Source organism: Paraburkholderia phenoliruptrix, assembly GCF_902859825.1.
GTDB classification, from domain to species: Bacteria; Pseudomonadota; Gammaproteobacteria; order Burkholderiales; family Burkholderiaceae; genus Paraburkholderia; species Paraburkholderia phenoliruptrix.
Genome location: NZ_CADIKB010000044.1, coordinates 13,421 through 31,294 on the forward strand (window position 1 = coordinate 13,421; position 17,874 = coordinate 31,294).

At 56.8% G+C, this 17,874-nt stretch carries 11 protein-coding genes and 1 pseudogene; 1 reads left to right on the forward strand and 11 read right to left on the reverse strand.

Features of this window, described 5'->3' with window-relative positions; genetic code table 11:
* Nucleotides 1–102 precede the first annotated feature (102 nt).
* The 9 genes from HV711_RS28240 to HV711_RS28275 form a co-directional block, all read right to left on the reverse strand.
* Nucleotides 103–840: a putative type VI secretion system effector gene (locus HV711_RS28240; RefSeq protein ID WP_035484893.1), complete on the reverse strand. Its 738-nt coding sequence runs from the start codon at nucleotides 838–840 to the stop codon at nucleotides 103–105.
* Nucleotides 837–3,674: a T6SS effector BTH_I2691 family protein gene (locus HV711_RS28245; RefSeq protein WP_035484895.1), complete on the reverse strand. Its 2,838-nt coding sequence runs from the start codon at nucleotides 3,672–3,674 to the stop codon at nucleotides 837–839. The genes HV711_RS28240 and HV711_RS28245 overlap by 4 nt, the downstream gene beginning before the upstream one ends.
* 103 nt (nucleotides 3,675–3,777) lie before the next feature.
* Nucleotides 3,778–4,029, reverse strand: coding sequence for a PAAR domain-containing protein (locus HV711_RS28250; protein WP_035484898.1), 252 nt, complete (start codon nucleotides 4,027–4,029; stop codon nucleotides 3,778–3,780).
* Nucleotides 4,030–4,098: 69 nt separating this feature from the next.
* Entirely contained in the window at nucleotides 4,099–4,410 is a 312-nt protein-coding gene (locus tag HV711_RS33630; RefSeq protein ID WP_035484901.1) for a hypothetical protein, read from the reverse strand.
* Nucleotides 4,407–4,859, reverse strand: coding sequence for a putative type VI secretion system effector (locus HV711_RS33635; protein ID WP_051224733.1), 453 nt, complete (start codon nucleotides 4,857–4,859; stop codon nucleotides 4,407–4,409). Before HV711_RS33635 ends, HV711_RS33630 begins: the two co-directional genes overlap by 4 nt.
* A complete protein-coding gene (locus HV711_RS28260) occupies nucleotides 4,849–5,595 on the reverse strand; it encodes a putative type VI secretion system effector (RefSeq protein WP_035484904.1) in 747 nt (248 codons plus the stop codon). The genes HV711_RS33635 and HV711_RS28260 overlap by 11 nt, the downstream gene beginning before the upstream one ends.
* Nucleotides 5,592–8,474: a T6SS effector BTH_I2691 family protein gene (locus tag HV711_RS28265; RefSeq protein ID WP_035484907.1), complete on the reverse strand. Its 2,883-nt coding sequence runs from the start codon at nucleotides 8,472–8,474 to the stop codon at nucleotides 5,592–5,594. Before HV711_RS28265 ends, HV711_RS28260 begins: the two co-directional genes overlap by 4 nt.
* 45 nt (nucleotides 8,475–8,519) lie before the next feature.
* Entirely contained in the window at nucleotides 8,520–9,527 is a 1,008-nt protein-coding gene (locus HV711_RS28270) for a DUF4123 domain-containing protein (RefSeq protein ID WP_035484910.1), read from the reverse strand.
* 7 nt (nucleotides 9,528–9,534) lie between these two features.
* Complete coding sequence (locus HV711_RS28275) at nucleotides 9,535–12,093, reverse strand: type VI secretion system Vgr family protein (protein ID WP_035484914.1); 2,559 nt, start codon at nucleotides 12,091–12,093, stop codon at nucleotides 9,535–9,537.
* A gap of 1,339 nt (nucleotides 12,094–13,432) precedes the next feature.
* On the opposite strand from HV711_RS28275, the pseudogene HV711_RS28280 reads away from it, so the two are divergent.
* Nucleotides 13,433–13,636: pseudogene (locus HV711_RS28280) on the forward strand (transposase); the annotation flags it as partial.
* Nucleotides 13,637–13,966: 330 nt separating this feature from the next.
* Here the strand turns inward: HV711_RS28280 and gyrB are convergent.
* Nucleotides 13,967–16,438, reverse strand: coding sequence for a DNA topoisomerase (ATP-hydrolyzing) subunit B (gene gyrB / locus HV711_RS28285; RefSeq protein WP_013586765.1), 2,472 nt, complete (start codon nucleotides 16,436–16,438; stop codon nucleotides 13,967–13,969).
* Nucleotides 16,439–16,551: 113 nt separating this feature from the next.
* Nucleotides 16,552–17,655, reverse strand: a complete 1,104-nt coding sequence (gene dnaN, locus HV711_RS28290; RefSeq protein WP_035484920.1) for a DNA polymerase III subunit beta — start codon at nucleotides 17,653–17,655, stop codon at nucleotides 16,552–16,554.
* Nucleotides 17,656–17,874: the final 219 nt, after the last annotated feature.

Genomic DNA, 17,874 nt, shown 5'->3' on the forward strand with positions numbered 1-17,874 from the left:
CCAGCGAGGAGCGGAGTTCCTATATCTTCCTACCACCGAACTTCGTTGCGCATTCATTTATCAAAACCGCCGTGTTTGACCCAGCGGCGATGTCGCGTACCATCAGTATCTAAAATAGAGAACCCCGAGCGCACCCGGTTCACTCGAGGTTTTGCTCTTCTTGGTGATCGCCGGTAGATCAATTTCCTTGACGTCCTTCCACCCAAACCCTTCGAAAATGCCTTCGGCAAGACTAACAAATCCCATAAACTTGCGCGACATTCGATAGGCAATCACCCCAAGTATGGCCAAGATACCGAGCCCGCCCAAGGCCCACATTTGCACGATCCCTGTCCAATTTTGCACAGAATCGAAGAAAGCTATTGCGCCGGTCAAAACGTACATGAACAGGAGCAATGGTAGGCAGACTTTCAGCCACAGCCGGAGAGAAGCCCTGTAGTGAGCGTATCTGCCCCTACTGCAATGCGGGTGCAGCGCCACGATCTTGTCGCTGATACGTCTTATGCCGTACCCCTGCCAAGTGTCGCCCCATTGCTCGGCGACTACTTCGACTTCGTCACCCTCGTCGAAGACCGACTGCCACACCCACGCCTTGATGGGTTTTCCATCGAGATCGAATTCCAGAAGATCCGCCTCCTCGGTCGTATCCATTGCCATACCGCTTAGGCCAACTGCGATGCCGCCCAACCCCGCAAGCCCGGCCGCGATTGCCGTTGCGCCCATTTTTTTTCGGTCGGAGTCTGTAAAGAAAAAGTCCTGACTGCGACGTGTCTTACGCAAATTGGCGATGCGGCCGCGCAGCAACTTCGCGGTCGCCGGCGATCTTGCCTCAATAGTCATTCCGAACCCTCACTTGCCGTCAACCCAACGCTCTTGAGTGCCTTTTCGAATTCCTCATGCTGCTTGCCCGCTTCCCATGGCGGACTATTCGGCGACTTGCCAAACGTACATTTTTCAAACCAGCTTTGCAAATCGTTATCCGAGAAATACCAGATCAAGACCTGAATCACTGTGATTACAACGGCGACCTCCCAACCTGCCATAAAGAGTGCCACCCGTCCTATCATGAGCAACGCACCGCGCTCGCCGACTGAAACAACAACTTCTCCAGCTGCCACACCGACTGCCTCCCTGCCCGCCGCATTTGCAGCAGCCGCCCGTGCCGCCGCTGTCGTGCCTCCTTCGGTGGCTGTTGCCAGGGTGGCCGTTCTTGCCGTCGCCCCTGCAATGCCAGCACTCGCCTTGCCTAGCCAAACGACCCCGCGCCCACCAGTGATTCTCGCGATCATGGGTGCGCTTGATGTTAGAGCCGTCAAGAGATTAGCAGCGGTGGCGGCAAACCCTAGACCGCTCTTAATGAAATAAAGTGAAGCAAGACAGATCTTACTGTCCTTTGTTTGATCCACACCTTTTTTCGCGTCGAAAAACGCGCCAATCGCGGCCGATGCACCACCAAAATAGCCTGTGATGGCCTTCAAATTAGCCGCTGTCTGGGCAGCATCCTTCGCCATCGCGGCCATTGCTTTGCTCGACGCTTGCAGGCAGGCAGATGAAGCTGAAAATCCGCTCGCTACCAGCATCGCATAGTCTTCACCGCTCTTATCTACTTTCGCGAGACTCGCACCAAAGCCAAACAGCTCAATGATTGCCAACGTTCCGCCGATTCGAATCCCCGCAGCTGCCTCGGCGCCCTCGCTGGTCAGCTTGACGGCGTTCCACTTCGCCCGGAGCACGAGCCCCCTTTCATCCGATGCCAGAGTCTCAAGCGTTTGCGCATATGCCTCAGCGGCTTTCACGCCCCTTGCGCGCAACGCGCGGTAGCCAGTTTCGAGCTTGGCGCGCAACTTCGGCTCGACATTCGCCGATTCCTTGATCAAGCCAAGGGTGTCAGTCTGGCTAATGCCAACCCGCATCATAAGCGCGCCACGTATCAGGAATGCTCCCGCGCAGTCACTTACTTTGCCCATCCCGGTCCACTTGAAAAGTGCATTGGCGATCGTAACGCTAAGCCGGTCGACTTTAATTTTTTTAATCGCGCGCTCGGTAGCCGAGACCGCGTACTCGTGCTCCTTGACTTCGCCCATTTTTTCGCGAAACTCGACAAACGTTTTCAACTTCTCCAACGGCTTGGCAACCTTTTCAAGGATCTCGGCAATCTCCTCCGCCCGCGTTGCCTTGTACGCTGTCGCCTTTGCGAGCAATTCTTTGATTTCCACTTTGGGCTGTTTCTGGTTGAACGCGAATGCTCGCCAAACCAGACTCGTCGGCTGGGTGGGATCCATGTTGTTCACCAGATCAACCACGACCTGGGCGCCCTTCTCTTCGGACGGCAGTCCAGTGATCGCCTCGTTCACCACGCCCTCGAACGCAGTGCCATTCGGAATGTCGTTCTCGTGGTAATCGTGAAGAGTAGCAAGGAGCACCGGCGCTTTCAGCCACGCGGCAACGTCCGCTGTACGGTCAGCCTGAATCTGGTTCACTGTAGCTTGCATAGCCTGAAATGCACCGCGAAACTGCTGGAACCTGAATTTGTTGAGCTTATCCAGATATTTAGGCCACTCCGCCTCGCCGATTTCTTTCGCTTCCGCCGGGCTGATTTTTCCGGCATCCTCAATGTTTTTCTGCGACGCTGCTTCCTGCTCGGGAGACGGCATCGACGGTATGCCGTCCATCGCGCCAGGCGAATTGATCATCGCCTCCCAGCCTGCTTGGCGAGCCGAACGCCAGCGGCTTTTGGAAGCAACTGCGCCATTTTTTACCGCGACCTCCGCCGCTTCGATTGACTGCAACGCGTCAATCTCTTTGGGCAATTCCTGTACGTAACGTGTCATCATGACGGCCGCGTCATTGCGATAGCCGTTCAGTTCGTGCACGTTGCCGATGCCGTCCCAAAGGGCCAACAGCATCGGCGGATGATGCTTGCCCGTTTTGGTTTCACCAACGCCATTCATCAGCTTCACAAGCGCCGCGCTCGCCGAAGCCGGCGTCGCCTGGCGTATGTGCAATGGATAGCGCGTCGCTTCGTGTTTCAACACGGCCGCATTTACACTCCCGTTTGGATTGCTGACTTTTTGTTTGGGCAATTGCAGCAACTTGGGATCAAAGCCCGGCATGTACTCGACGACAGCATCGATGCTCTGCTGGGTCGCGACCGCCGCGTGTTCATCTTTTGCGCCTGCGATCCATTTCGCCGGTTCTATCCGTTGCATGCGCTGCGCGCGAAGTGCCGCGTCGCTCGCATACATTTTGAAGATGTCTTTGTGCCACGGATACTCGGAGAAGGCGATATAGACGTCGGCACACTTTTCAGGGCGTTCAATCGCGATAATGTCCATCGGCACGGCAATGCTCTTCTGAGCACAGGCAGGGTGAATCGCCGGGGCAGTCGCAAGTGGCAGGGGCTGCTTCCACAGGCGCCCATCCTCGGTTACCGTGTAGGCTTCCCAGTAATTGCTGCCCCGTGCTCCCTTCGTATAGAAGAGGTAAAGCCAGCCTTCGCGCAATGTGCGCAGGCCGTAGTGATGCGCGGTCAGAGAGACATCGGTTACGCCTTTACCGCTAATGCCGGCCGGCAGCTTTGCACCCACAGTCTGCGGCAGCACCGTGTACCGTACAGGAAGAATCGGCAAACCTGTTTTCTCGCAGTTTGCGCATTTTTGTTCGGTCGTTGCCATGGTGAATTTTCGTGTTCGAGTATTGGACGCAATAGTCAGGGACTTCCACGCCGTCGCTAATCAATGGTTACGCTGTGTTCTCGAGATCAAAGGCTGACCGCATTCACACCAGGCTTGAGATCAACTTGCATCCGCACGTTGCCTGGTGACCATGTCGCGCAATCGGCACGCCGTTGTCCGTCACCGACTCATCTCCCTCAACGATTACATTGGGTTTCACATCCTGGTGCTTGGGACAGGAGACTTCGTCGCCCTTGCGAGCGACAAAGCGGCCATCGAAAGACATGGTCTGCGAGGCGGTGATCACCTTGCCGCCATGATCGGTATCGTCGTCGAGGCGAATGAGATTCATCATAAAGTTGTCACCTCTGTGCAGCAAAAGATCGTGCAATCTGTTTGAAATTTATCGCTTCCGACGAGCGGCTTACCTGTAGCGGAAGTAGTAACGCCCATAGTTCGAGAGCATGTTGGAGCCGCGGTGCTCACGTGACGTCTTGCGAAGGTTGATGTTTTCCACGTCCGACCAGCCATAGGTTGAAAAGATCGCTTCGGCAAGCCGAACAAAGCCCATCATCTTTCGTGTGACACGGTAAAAAATAATGGCAAATACGACAAGAGTTGCCGACATTGCGCCCCCCATGAACGCAGCAAACGAAAGAAAATTTTCCCCAAAATCTCCGGGTCTGTACATCGCAAGCACGCCGATTGCATTGATGAGCACGAAAGCCCAAATCATGATTTTGCCATGCTGCGATAGTGCTGCTTGCGACCCGCAGTAGCATGAGGGTAGACGGAAACAATATCGTCACCGTCTCGCTTGACCGAATAAACGACATATCCGTTTTCGCCGATTTTCTCCGCCACGACCTCTACGGTGTCGCCGTTGCGCATCGGTATGAGCCAGAGCCAGCCTTGCACCTGCATTCCGTCCAGTTCGAACTCGACCCAGTCGGCCTCTTCGTCGGCATTGGAGGCCAAATTCACAAGTCCAACGCCCGTTGCGCCCAAGCCCACAGCGCCCGCGCCGACGGCAGTTGCACCGACTACTCTTTGCTGCAATTGAGTAAGCACGAAATCATGAGTACGCCGGGAGCGATGCAAGTTGGCAATCGTCCCGCGTAATAAGACCGTCTGCAAAGTCGATTCGCTTTTCTTCGTGATCTGGCTTACCTGGTCATCCCACACTGAGTTTGTATCGGAAGTAGTGACGGCCATAGTTCGATAGCGTATTGGTGCCCCGGTGTTCACGTGAGGTCTTTCGCAGGTCGATGTTTTCAACATCTGGCCAGCCATAAGTTCTAAAAACTGCTTCAGCGAGGCGAACGAAGCCCATCAACTTCAGCGACACCCGATAGAAGATGATGCCGAATACGAGAAGTCCGCCCACACCAGTCGAGGCGACGACGATTGAATAGGCATGCAGGTCGTCTGCAAGACCTCCCTTAAAGTAAGACCCGAAAGCGAAAATTGCGTAAATGACAAAAAAAGTCCACAGCATGATTTTTGTCATGTTCCGGTAGTGCGCTTTCCTGCCCGCGGTTGCGTGCGGATAGATGGCCACGAGATCGTCACCGTCGCGCTTGACCGAATAGACGATGTAGCGATCGTCTGCCACTTTCTCCGCGACGACTTCTACTTCATCGCCGTTACGCATCGGCAGGAGCCATAGCCAACCCTGCATTTTCTTGCCGTCGAGTTCGAACTCGACCCATTCGGCTTCTTCGTCCGAGTTGGTCGCCATACTGACAAGTCCGATGCCTGCCGCACCCATGCCCATCGCAGCAGCACCTATGGCAGTAGCGCCGACCTGTCGTTGTTGTACCTGCGATAACACGAAGTCGTGACTGCGTCGCGATCGCTCGAGTTTGGAAATGGTGCCGCGTAGCAGGACCGTGGAAATCTGCTGTTCCGTGTTTTTCATGAGACCTTCGCCATGGCGTCAGTAAAATCTTTGTCCTGCTCCGAGTTCTTTGTATAGGCCGGAACGCTGTGATCGGTGACGCGATAAATGGTTTCCTGTCCGGTCCCAAAGGCGCACCGCGAACACCAAGCCTCCAGCGCGTCAGGCGTTAACCAGTCCGCCAGCGCCTGAAGCAGGATCAGGCCGATAGTTGCCTCCCAGCCCGCCAACATGCCAATTGCGCGCAACCCCGCAATCAGTGCAATTCGTTCGGATGCCGTTTCAACCACCGCAATCACTGCTTCTGTACCGTAACGATTAGCGATTTTCTGCAGCAGGGGAGCCGCCGTACTGATTGCATCAAGAAGAATTGCAGTGCCGGACAGACCGCCCGCAAGCGTCTTAACACCCAGGACAGCAGCGACGTCATATTGATGTTTCACACCCGCCGTATCCACATTTTCCCAATCTAACCATGCCGAGATAAATGTGCCGAAACTGCTAAGCCCTCCCCCCACCAGTTTCCAGGTTTGAGACCGCACCGAGTTCTTCAACGCCGCGTAGTAGGGTGTCATGCCGATCGTAACAAGCGACGAGCATAGCGAGGCACCCGATTGGATCAATTTGATGGTGGTGTCTTTGTCGTGTGCTCCGGCTAAGAGATGCACGAAGTTCACCGTTTCGAGCAGCGCACTGACAACTGCGATACGCCCCATGAGAAGCGGCTTTCTGCCCTCTTCAGTCAGCTTGACCTTATCCCAGGTTTCGTACAATTCCTTGGTTGCTCGGGGTGCTCCATCCGGGGCAGGGCTCCGTAAAGCCGCACGCGCCACCAGCAAACGTTTAATGGTATCGAGTCGGCTCAACTTGTCGAGCTCAGCCTGTTTGCGCACCAATGCGATAGCATCGTCGTAGGGCACGCCGGCGCGCTGCAACAGTATCGATTGGATAACTTTTTCACCGACAAAGTCACCCACCTGGTTGACTCTAAACTTGGCAAAGATCGCATCGCCAACGCTCATACCGAACTGATCCGCACCCAGCCGTTGTAATAATCCCGCAAGCGGTGTGATCTTCTTGGGATCGGTTTCCAGCGCTGTTTGAGACAGGTTCTTATAGTAGCCAACCAGTTTCTTGGTAGAGGCAGCAATCGACGCGAATGTTTCGAAGCCTGTTTCCAGCGGCGTAGCCTTGTGGGCTTGTGCGGCCTTCAGTGCCTGACCAAGTTCCTGGCGGGCATCCATCTGATTCATCGCTACTACGCGCCAGATCAGGCTGCCAGACTGTGTCGGATCCCATTGCGTGAGCAAGCCATCCACTACCGTCTTACCCTTGGGGGTGGACGCCAGACCAACCACCGCATCGGACACGATGGTTTCGAACAGCAACGCATCGTGCGTGTCGCCGGGGTGGCAGTCTTCGAGCGCAGTTAGCAGAACCGGTGCATTGACCCACTTCCCTACGTCGTCGCTACGCGTTTCCTGCAACTGATAAACCGTCGATTGCAACTCTTCATATTTCTTGCGGAAAGCCTCGATGTCATCCCGTTTGAGTCGCGCTTCGTACACTGACCACGCGCGCTTCGTGCTGTCCTTGATATTTCGATCGTGGAATCCGGGGCGCGCCTGGGCATAAGCGCGCGCCTTGTTCATGATGTCGTCGCGATATGCTCCGGTGTAAGGCGCAGTCAAGCTGGCACTACCCGCACTGCTCATTCGCCCCATCTGGATCAACTGAGTCTGATAGCTGCCCGGAATATTGTTGGCAGCCATCCAATCCATGTCGTCGTAGTAAGCGTTGATCTGGGTCGCCCGCGTCGCGTCCGCATTTGCGAGCGCACTCGCACGTTGCGCGGCGAGTGCCGCTTGCGCTCCAGGTCGGCCAAGCGGGGTCAGCTCATGAGCTTGCCTCGCCATGTTCTCCTGGTCGTTGAGCGTTTGCTCCTGACGCGACTGAACGACTTTGTGCGCGGTATCGATGTTGTGCATCGCCGTAACCTCCAGCGCACGCTCGGTGACGTATTGATCGAACCACGATGCAGGATCGTTGCGGAATCCGTTCAGTTCGTGAACATTACCTATACCGTCCCACAGGGCTAGCAGCATAGGCGGCTGATGCTTGCCGTCTTCCGTCTCGCCGACGTTGTTCATCAGTTTGACAAGCGAGCCGCTCGCCGACGCAGGGGTCGCTTGACGGACGTGCAGAGGGTAACGTGTCGCTTCCTTCTTCACCCAATCTTCTTTGTAATTGCCGCTCTTGTCGCTCAGCGCTGCATTTTTGGGTTCGAGCAACCGCTGCGGTTCCAGCAACTTCGGATCGAGGCCCGGCATGTACTCAACCACGTCGTCGATACTCGCCTCCGTCGCGGTCACAGCATGGCCGTTTTCGTCTTTACTGCCCGTGATCCACCTCGCAGGCTCAATCCACTGCATTCGCTTGTTTCGCAATGTCTCGTTGTCTGCGTACTGTTTGAAGATATCGCTGTGCCAGGTGATTTGCGAAAACGCGATATAGACGCGGCCCGTACACTTCTCCGGCTGCTCGATCGCGATGAGATCCATCGGCACAGCAATGCTTTTTTGCGCGCACGCCGGATGAGTGGTGGGCGTCGTGGTGAGCGGCAACGGTTGTCTCCAGAGGCGGCCATCTTCCGTAACCTTGTATGCTTCCCAATAGTTACTGCCGCGCGCGCCCTTGACGTAAAACAGGTACAACCAACCTTCACGCAATGTGCGCAAGCCGTAATGATGCTCGTGCAGTTCGATATTCGTGACGCCAGTGCCGCTGATGCCCCCGGGCAGCCGGGCAGCAATGGTTTTAGGCAGCACGGTATAGCGCACCGGCAAGATAGGCAGGCCGGTTTTCTTGCAGTTAGCGCACTGTTGTTCGGTCGGATCCATACAGTCTTTCCGTACTCTGACGGCCAGCAAATGATTCGATGCCGCTTACCTCGCGGCAGAGGAAAACAACTTCTCGCTAACCCAATTACCGCGCTGAATCTCTTTTATTTCTTCTGCAGACAGTTCACTGACGACCGCTGTGTAAAAGTCATCCGGTTCCCTCTGTTGCAGTGCCTGTGTCACTTTGGGATATCGATCGAATTGCGGATGCCAGGCCAGCGCATGACCGATAAATGCAACGATGTCGTCCCGATCGCTTAACCCATATTGCTCCGCGCGCGCAGCGCTCGCGACTGCGGCATCCACCTCCTGTGGGTCAGGTTGCCGCCCGACGGCCTGCATATGCAGACCAATTGCCCGATTGATCAACCCGTGACGGCGAATTTCCCGCCACTGGGCATCCTTTAAAGTCAGGTCGGCCCGCGCCGTATCTGTGTTTGTGTACATGCAGGGCTTGGCGCAAGCGTCCAATGCGTGCCATGCGCTTATCGGCCCCAGTAGCGCCTGCCGTTGTCCGGGTGACAACATTGTCCAAAGCAGGCTGAGCGCGCGTGAGTCGTAAAAACGCAATGCGCATTGGCGCCCGCGGTCGTCCACCTGCAGCACTTGTTGTGACCAGTGGCCGGCGACCACCTCAGCCGGACTGTTGCTTGCCAGCCAGCCACCGATGCGCTGTCCAAGGCCTTGGGCTATGGAATCCGGATGCCGATCTTCGAACGCGAGGCGTACCGTTTCCACCAACAATTCCACGCCATCCGGCGTAGAAAGATTGAGTTCGACGAGATAGGGACGATGTTCGTCAGGAAATGCCTCATGAGCAATCGTTACGAGCGCATGCGGTTGCTCTGACACAGGGATCTTTTGTTCCAGACTCTCGGGGAAACCAAGTCGACTCGGATCGATCACCACCAGACAATGCATCTGCGGATGTTGACTGAAGTACGCCCTCAACACGCCAACTGTTTGGTCAAGGACGGGAACTTCAACCGCCGTTTCCTTCGCGTTAGCCTCAGCACGAGGTACGCTCGAGTTACGATAGTTCAACGATTCCATGGCCGCCTCAATCCAGTATGACGGCGGACGCGCTGTCCGCGGATGCCGACGCGGTCTTCCAGGAGCAGCCCTTCGCAACACTTGTTACGGGTGAAGGAATGCGCATCGATGCTGGCCCCGGCTTGTCCCAGGCTGCGCATTTTTCGAGGATCTTGCCCGTTGTCCCGTTCTCGATTCCATCGGGCGTGATCTTGATGTAGGACCCACCTGCGCCGATCCAGATTTCCTTGTCGGCCGACAGCACGAGCTTGCCCTCGGTGCTGGTGATCGTGACGTCCTTGAGTGCGGCAAGCGTCATCTCGTCGCTTAGTGCCTTGACCTCGACTTTGCCCTTGGCAGCAAACAACTTTATCCCGGCGTTCTGCACAAAGAGGCTGATCTTTTCCGACACGCTCGCAATCAAGGATTTGTTGGTTGCGATGTGTGTGCTTTGGCCGCTGACAATGTTGACATGCTGATTCGCGGTGATCTGGGTGGAATCCTGGGTGGACAGAGCCATGCCGGCGGGACTCGCCACCAGCATGATCGGCGTCGAAAAACCGTTGGCGTTCCCGGTGCCACCGCCAGCGGTGTGGCCGCCGGAACTGCTGCTGCCTGACGTGCTGTATTGGGTGGCATCGGTGAACTTCTTCAGAGCGTTCTGACCGTCCTCGAGGCTTTCCGCCTGATTCGCCGCGCTTGCCTCCGAGAGCATCTCCACGACACTTTCCGCACTGACAAGTTGTTTGTTCGCCTGACTCACATCAAGCGGCTGGTCGACGGTGGCCGAATGGGTCGATACGTACAGACCCTGACCGGCGCGGATTGCACCGTAGGCATCCGACTTCAGATCGAAGCCGCTACCGAGAAACGCGCCCCTGTTGTTATTTGTCTGCTGTACGAGATAGCCAAGGTGTAGTTGCGAATTGGCGCTAGTACTATAGAGCTGAAGGCGGTTCTGACCAGTGGCGTCGTCCATCACCATCTGGTTGTATCCTGTGCCACCGTACTCTTTCGAGCGGTAGCCGGACAGCAAACCGTTGGAATGCCACTGAGGCTTTGTAGCACCGTTATAGAGCCGCGATATGACGACGGGCCTGTCGCAATCTCCGCCGATGTGATCGACAAGTACTTCCTCACCGACTCGCGGCATATGAACGCCGCCGTAGCCACTCCCGGTATCCGCTTGCGCAGCGCGCACCCAGCATGACGCCTGCTCGTCGCCGCTGTTCAGGCGGTCCCAGATGAACTGCACCTTAATGCGGTTCAGCTCGTCTGTGTAGACTTCTTCACCACTTGGACCCACTACGATCGCCGATTCGAGATGCGTCTGCGGTTTCCGGTGTTCGAAGGGGCTCCGATACGGCACAGCCGTGCGCTGAGCCTCTATCTCAACCCGATAGAACCCTTCAGAGCCATCTGCGTGGGGCACCTTGAATGTGTTTTGTCCCGTGTGGCTTTCGCGCACCTGAGACAACGTCGCTTGCAGGCTGTTCGGATAACCAGCCGCGGGTCCACCGATGGGCAAGTTGTTTTCGATTACCCACGCGGTCTCGATCGCGGCGAACTCTTTCTGATCAGCCGCGTCTCGATCGTGATCCGGATGGCCGCTCAGTGTAAAGCGCAGTCCAGCGTCGATTCCTCGCAATCCCCCCTCGCCATGGAAGCGCTTTGCGCGCGATTCCCATTCTTCCATCCGAAATTTGGACAGCTGGTCGCCACGATCCTGTTTCGGATAGGTGTATGCGCCGGTGTATTCATACACTTCGGCCTGATCTGGCAGCGCGCCCTGATTGGGCATGGTCGGCACGTTGGTGCCTTTCGGGTTGAACTGGGTGGAGGGACTTTTGTAGTCGAACGTGCGCGTGGTGAGCGTTGTACTCTGCAGCGTGCGCGTACCCGACCACTGCGTCAACGCGTCAGTCTCGCTGCTGGTCCCCGCCCGGTAAAACTTGACCGTTTCCGGAGACATGGCTTTCGCGGTCGCCAACCGGTCCGTGATCACCAGCGTATGCGATTTGCCGTCCTGCGCCTGTTGCCATAGACCAAACAGACCTTCTGACTCCAGCAGGCGGTGCACGAAGTTCCAGTCGTCTTCATCCTGACGGCAGTATGAACGGGACGGCAGCGGCTGCGACAAGGCAAACTGAAACATTCCTTGCGCTTGGGGATGCGTATTGAATACTTCCGTCACGATTTCATCGGCGCTCTTGTCTTGCCAGATGCGTTGGTCGCGGCGAAACTTCAGGAAGTGCATCCACGACGCGAAGCCCAATTGATAGCTCGTGAGCCCGCTATCCGATCCGAGGCGTCGTGCGGTGTGCACGTAGCCGTTATGCGGCAAATAGGACTTGTCGGCCTGCTGGATCCACAGTGTGACCGGCTGTGCGATCAGGGTCTTGAGTTCGATGCTGCTAGATGTGGATACCACGTCGAGGGTGAATTCGAAGTGGCGGCCAATACGCGAACGGCCTACCGCACGCTGTGGCACCAGTGCGTTTGCCCCCAGCGATGTGTCCAGTTTAAGCAGGCGGTCTTGCTGAATTAACCCGCCCGTGATGGCGCTGATCCCGTCTTGCGTGCTCATCGCGAATCCTTTCGTTTTTCGCTTTCTTGTGGATGGAAGGCCAATCGGGCTATTGGGTTCGGTCTATTGAAGACCAACCGGAATTCTGAAAAGCAACCGGATGCAATTCCAATCTGTTAAATGCATCAATTGCAGCTGGTCAAATCTGTGCCAAAACGCAGATCCACATTGGTCGCGAACGGGATATGCAAATGGCATGACGTGGCGCCGCGCGTTAAGTCCGCAGTATTGTCCGCGATAATACAAAAGATAAGACGAAAGCTGCAATCCGAACCGGAAAATCAATTGTTAAACCGGTAGTTATTGCGGGTCTGAGTTCCGCATACCCGCGGTCGGGGAATTTTTTACTTCGCTTGCTCGAACCAGAGATCACCGGTGAAGAGGAGTTATTCCGTATTCGTGTCGCGAACCACGGTACTGTCACCGTAAATATGACCCGCTTTTTCCACTTCCTCCGAACTATTACGTTGGTGTGGGACGAGGTCGGGTCTCGATGTCTTCTTTCGTGTCAACCGGCCCTCGGCCCTCGCTGCACGTTGAGCAAGGCGCAGCGCGGTATGAACGAGGACGCATACAAGCGGTGGTGGCAAAGGCGCGGGAGCTAAACGATCTGCCGCGCATTGCCCTGCCGGTAGCCGTTCTCTGCAATTCCGCACCACACCTTGTTCCGTCTGTCGCTCGTTATTTAAAACTCCGAATGGCAGTCCAGCTGCCTCGCCGGGAAATCGATCAGTGGTCCCATTTACATAATTTGTCGAACCGCAACGCGCAAGCGTCGACTGCGAAAATAGGTGTCAATTGGAATAACTGATAGGGTGCTTCAGCGAAATCAATGTGTGAACCAAATTATCTGACAGGGATTTCGGGTATCAAATGTCCTTCATTGCGTCGCGCAATGCCCTGTGCACCAATCTGTGACAGTTTGCACAGAGGCACTGGAGATCGTCTAACCGAGTTTTGTGATTCTCTACCATTCGGCCGACTTGAGTAGCAGAATGGTGAACCTCGATACACGCCTCCGCCAGCTCCGTCTTGTAGTGGATTACCGGATCCAGGCCGCAACGTTCGCATGCTAGCTTTCCATGAATCCGTCGATATTGCGCCTTCTTTGCGCGTGAAACGCTCCTGAACGCCTCAACCCGGCGGACGATTCTCTCGTGTTCCGCGCCACATTGAATGCGCATGGGCTCTACAGCACGGAGGACTTCGTGCTTCGGCTTGCCGAGCGTTGCGGCTACGACGATCCCCGAGAAGCTCTCGATACCGTCATTGCTTTGCTCGGGGATGAGGGACCAGTAGACGCGCTGATGGAGGAACATCGAACCTTTGAGTATGGCCTGCCATCGAGAACATCAACGCGCAGTTGCGCAAGATCATCAAGACCCGGGGCCACTTCCCGACCGATGAGGCTGCGACGAAACTCATCTGGCTGGCCCTGCGCAACATCACGGCCGATTGGGGCCGCGCCGCTCATGACTGGAAGGCCGCCATGAACCAGTTCGCGATCCTCTATGAGGATCGATTCGTTCGACCATCCGTGTGAATCTCAACCCGCCTTGAACACGGAAATTCTGACACCCCCTAAATCCGGTTGCACAGGGGTTACACGACCCGCAGAAACACAAAAGGGTTACAGGCAAATCACCTGTAACCCTTTGATCTTCTTGGTGGGAGGAGGAGGATCGAACCCCCGACCTTCGCATTGCGAAGGCGCTGCTACTCCCCCTGATGTAACAGCACATGAGATCCATGTGCAGGGCCAACGCGCTCTTTCCTCCACAATAACATCACGAAAATCTAGTCATTTCCGTTGTTTCGCGTCTAAGTAATTCGGCGATAGTCTAATGAATTCCGTTTCCCTGCACTACAAAAATCAAACATCAATATTCCCCGCCCTCAACGCATTAGACTCGATGAAAGCCCGCCGCGGCTCCACATCATCCCCCATCAGCGTCGTAAAGATCCCATCCGCCGCAATCGCATCTTCAATCTGCACACGCAGCAAACGACGCACTGCCGGATCCATCGTCGTTTCCCACAACTGCTCGGGATTCATTTCACCGAGACCCTTATACCGCTGCTTGGAAACGTTGCGCTCGGCATCGGCCAGCAACCACTTCATCGCCGATTTAAAGTCGCTCACGGCCATACTGCGCTCACCGCGCTTGATTACCGCGCCGGCGCCGATCAACCCCTTGAACGTATTCGCAGTATTCACCAACTGCTGATAATCGGCGGTCAGCTGAAACTCTTCGTCGAACACCGAGATTTTCTGATTGCCGTGATGCGTGCGCGCCACCTTCAGCGAGCGCAATTCCCGAACCGGGTCATACATCGTGGTCACGGTCACTTCAGGCTTCAAGGCATCGTCACGCAGCTTCGCTTCCAAAGCCTTTGCCGATGCCTCGGCCGCCGCCTCGCTCGACAGATCGATCGCCACGCCATCCATCACCGCCTCGAGCGCACCCGCGTCGTACAGCCGGCTCAACCGGTCCACCACCGCTTGCGCCAGCAGATACGCGCGGGCCAATTCGCCCAGCGCGTCTCCGGTAATCGCCGTGCTGTTCTCCGATGGCAGCAACTCCGAACCCTGCAACGCCAGCTTCAGAATGTGCGCGTTGACCTCGGTCTCGTCCTTCAGATACCGCTCGTCCTTTCCCGCCTTGATCTTGTACAGCGGCGGCTGCGCGATGTAGATGTAGCCGCGCTCGATCATCTCCGGCATCTGACGATAGAAGAACGTGAGAAGCAGCGTGCGGATGTGCGCGCCGTCCACGTCAGCATCGGTCATGATGATGATGCGGTGATAGCGCAGCTTCTCGAGGTTGTAATCTTCCTTGCCGATGCCGCAGCCGAGCGCCGTGATCAGCGTCACGATCTGCTCCGACGAGAGCAGCTTGTCGTAGCGCGCCTTCTCCACGTTCAGCACCTTGCCGCGCAGCGGCAAGATCGCCTGGAACTTGCGGTCGCGGCCCTGCTTCGCCGAGCCGCCTGCCGAGTCGCCCTCGACGATATAAATCTCCGACTTCGCCGGATCCTTCTCCTGGCAATCCGCGAGCTTGCCCGGCAGACCGACGCCGTCCAGCACGCCCTTGCGCCGCGTCATTTCACGCGCCTTGCGGGCCGCGTCGCGCGCGCGCGCCGCGTCGACGATCTTGCTGCAAATGATCTTCGCGTCGTTCGGCGTTTCGAGCAGGAATTCTTCGAGCGCCTTGGCGACGACTTCTTCCACCGGCGCGCGCACTTCCGACGACACCAGCTTGTCCTTCGTCTGCGAACTGAACTTCGGCTCCGGCACCTTCACCGACAGCACGCACGAAAGCCCCTCGCGCATGTCGTCGCCCGATGTCTCGACCTTCGCCTTCTTCGCGACTTCGTGATCGGCAATGTACTTGTTCAGCACGCGCGTCATGGCCGCGCGCAAACCGGTGAGGTGCGTACCGCCGTCGCGCTGCGGAATGTTGTTCGTGAAGCACAGCACGTTTTCGTTGTAGCTGTCGTTCCACTGCATGGCCACTTCCACGCCCACGCCGTCTTTCTCGCCGGTGATGTGGAAAATCGTGGGGTGCAGCACGCTCTTGGTCTTGTTGATGTACTCGACAAAACCCTTCACGCCGCCGACGAACGCAAAGTCTTCTTCCTTGCCCGAGCGCTGATCGAGCAGGCGAATGCGCACGCCGTTATTCAGGAACGACAGTTCGCGAATACGCTTGGCCAGAATGTCATAGTGATATTCGACGTTGCCGAAAATCGTCTCGTCGGCCATGAAATGCACTTCGGTGCCGCGGTTTTCGGTGTCGCCCACGACCTGCATCGGCGAGGTCATCACGCCGTCGATTTCTTCGAGCACACGGTTTTGCGGCACGCCACGGTGGAACTCCATGAAGTGCTTCTTGCCGTCGCGGCGCACGGTCAGGCGCAGCCACGCGGAAAGCGCGTTCACGCACGAGACGCCCACGCCGTGCAGGCCGCCCGACACCTTGTAGCTGTTCTGGTCGAACTTGCCGCCGGCATGCAGCTCGGTCATCACGATTTCGGCGGCGCTGCGCTTCGGCTCGTGCTTGTCGTCCATCTTCAGGCCGGTCGGCACGCCGCGGCCGTTGTCGGTAATGGAGATGGAGTTGTCCGCGTGAATGATCACCTGGATGTCGTTGCAATAGCCGGCCAGCGCTTCGTCGATCGAGTTGTCGAGCACTTCGAACACGAGGTGGTGCAAACCGGTGCCATCCGATGTATCCCCGATGTACATCCCCGGCCGCTTGCGCACCGCCTCCAGACCTTCGAGGATCTGAATGGACGAAGCGCCGTAGCTGTTGTCGGGTTGCGTATTGTTCGTTTCAGTCATGGATTTTTTCCGGTTCTGCATTACTGCTGGGTTGCTGCTCGGGACTTTTCAAAACGCCATAAAAACGCCAAAGGGGCGCTGCGCCCCTTGGTGTGTTCCTGGTATTGGACGCGTCAGATGCGCATCGGCATCACCACGTATTTGAATTCGTCGTTTTCGGGAATCGTGATCAGCGCGCTGGAGCTGGCGTCGCCGAGGCTCACTTGCAGCATGTCGACCTTCAGGTTCGCGAGCACGTCGAGCAGATACGTGACGTTGAACCCGATATCGACGCTGTCGCCGTCGTATGCGATTTCCAGTTCTTCCTGTGCCTCTTCCTGATCGGCGTTGGTCGACATGATCTTCAACTGGCCCGGCTCGATAATGCAGCGCACGCCCTTGAATTTGTCCGACGTCAGAATCGCCGCGCGCTGCAGCGACCGCTGCAGTTCTTCGCGGCCAATCACAAACTGATTCTTGTGCAACTTCGGAATCACGCGCTGGAAGTCGGGGAATTTGCCTTCCACCAGCTTCGACACGAGCTCGACCTGGCCGAACGTAAACTTGACCTGCGTTTGCGCGATGTCGATCTTCAGCGTGTCGTCGATGTCTTCGAGCAGACGCTGCAACTCAAGAATCGTCTTGCGCGGAATGATCACTTCCTGGCGCGCGAACGAACCCTCGATCTTCATCGACGAGAACGCGAGGCGGTGGCCGTCTGTCGCCACTGCCATCAGCTGGTCGCCGTCCACCACCAGCAGCATGCCGTTCAGGTAGTAGCGAATGTCCTGCTGGGCCATCGAAAAATGGACCATGCCGAGCAGCTGGCGGAACGTCTTTTGGGGAACCACGAGGCTCGCGCCGTAGTCTTTAGCTTGCGCGACGGTCGGGAATTCGTCAGCGGCGAGCGTTTGCAGCGCGAAGCGGCTCTTGCCGGATTGCACCGTCAGACGCTTGTCGTTCAGCGTGAGCGTGACCTGCCCGTCGGGCATGGCGCGCAGAATGTCGAGGAGCTTTCTCGCTGCCACCGTGGTCGCCACGGATTCGCCGCCCACGCCGAAGTCGGCGCGCGTGGTGATCTGCAACTCCAGGTCGGTTGACAGGAACGACACGTCCGGGCCGTTCTTGGTAATCAGCAAATTGGCGAGGATCGGCAACGTATGGCGGCGTTCGACAATGCCGCTCACGGTTTGCAGCGGCCTGAGGAGGTTATCGCGTTCGGTCTTGACCAGTTGCATAGAGTTCCTTCGTTGATATAACGGCCTGCGCGCCTTCCAGCCAGTCAAGGCATTTCCGGTATCCAGCCGTGGCTCCCCGCCGGCGCCACGCAGCGCCCGTCACGGCGTGAAATCCGCCCGCGGCCGCGCCGGGCGGTTAAACCTGTATTGTGCCTGAAAAAGGAACCGCCTCACTAAATTGGGGGCGACTTTGGAAATAAACAGGTCGATTTCTCCGCC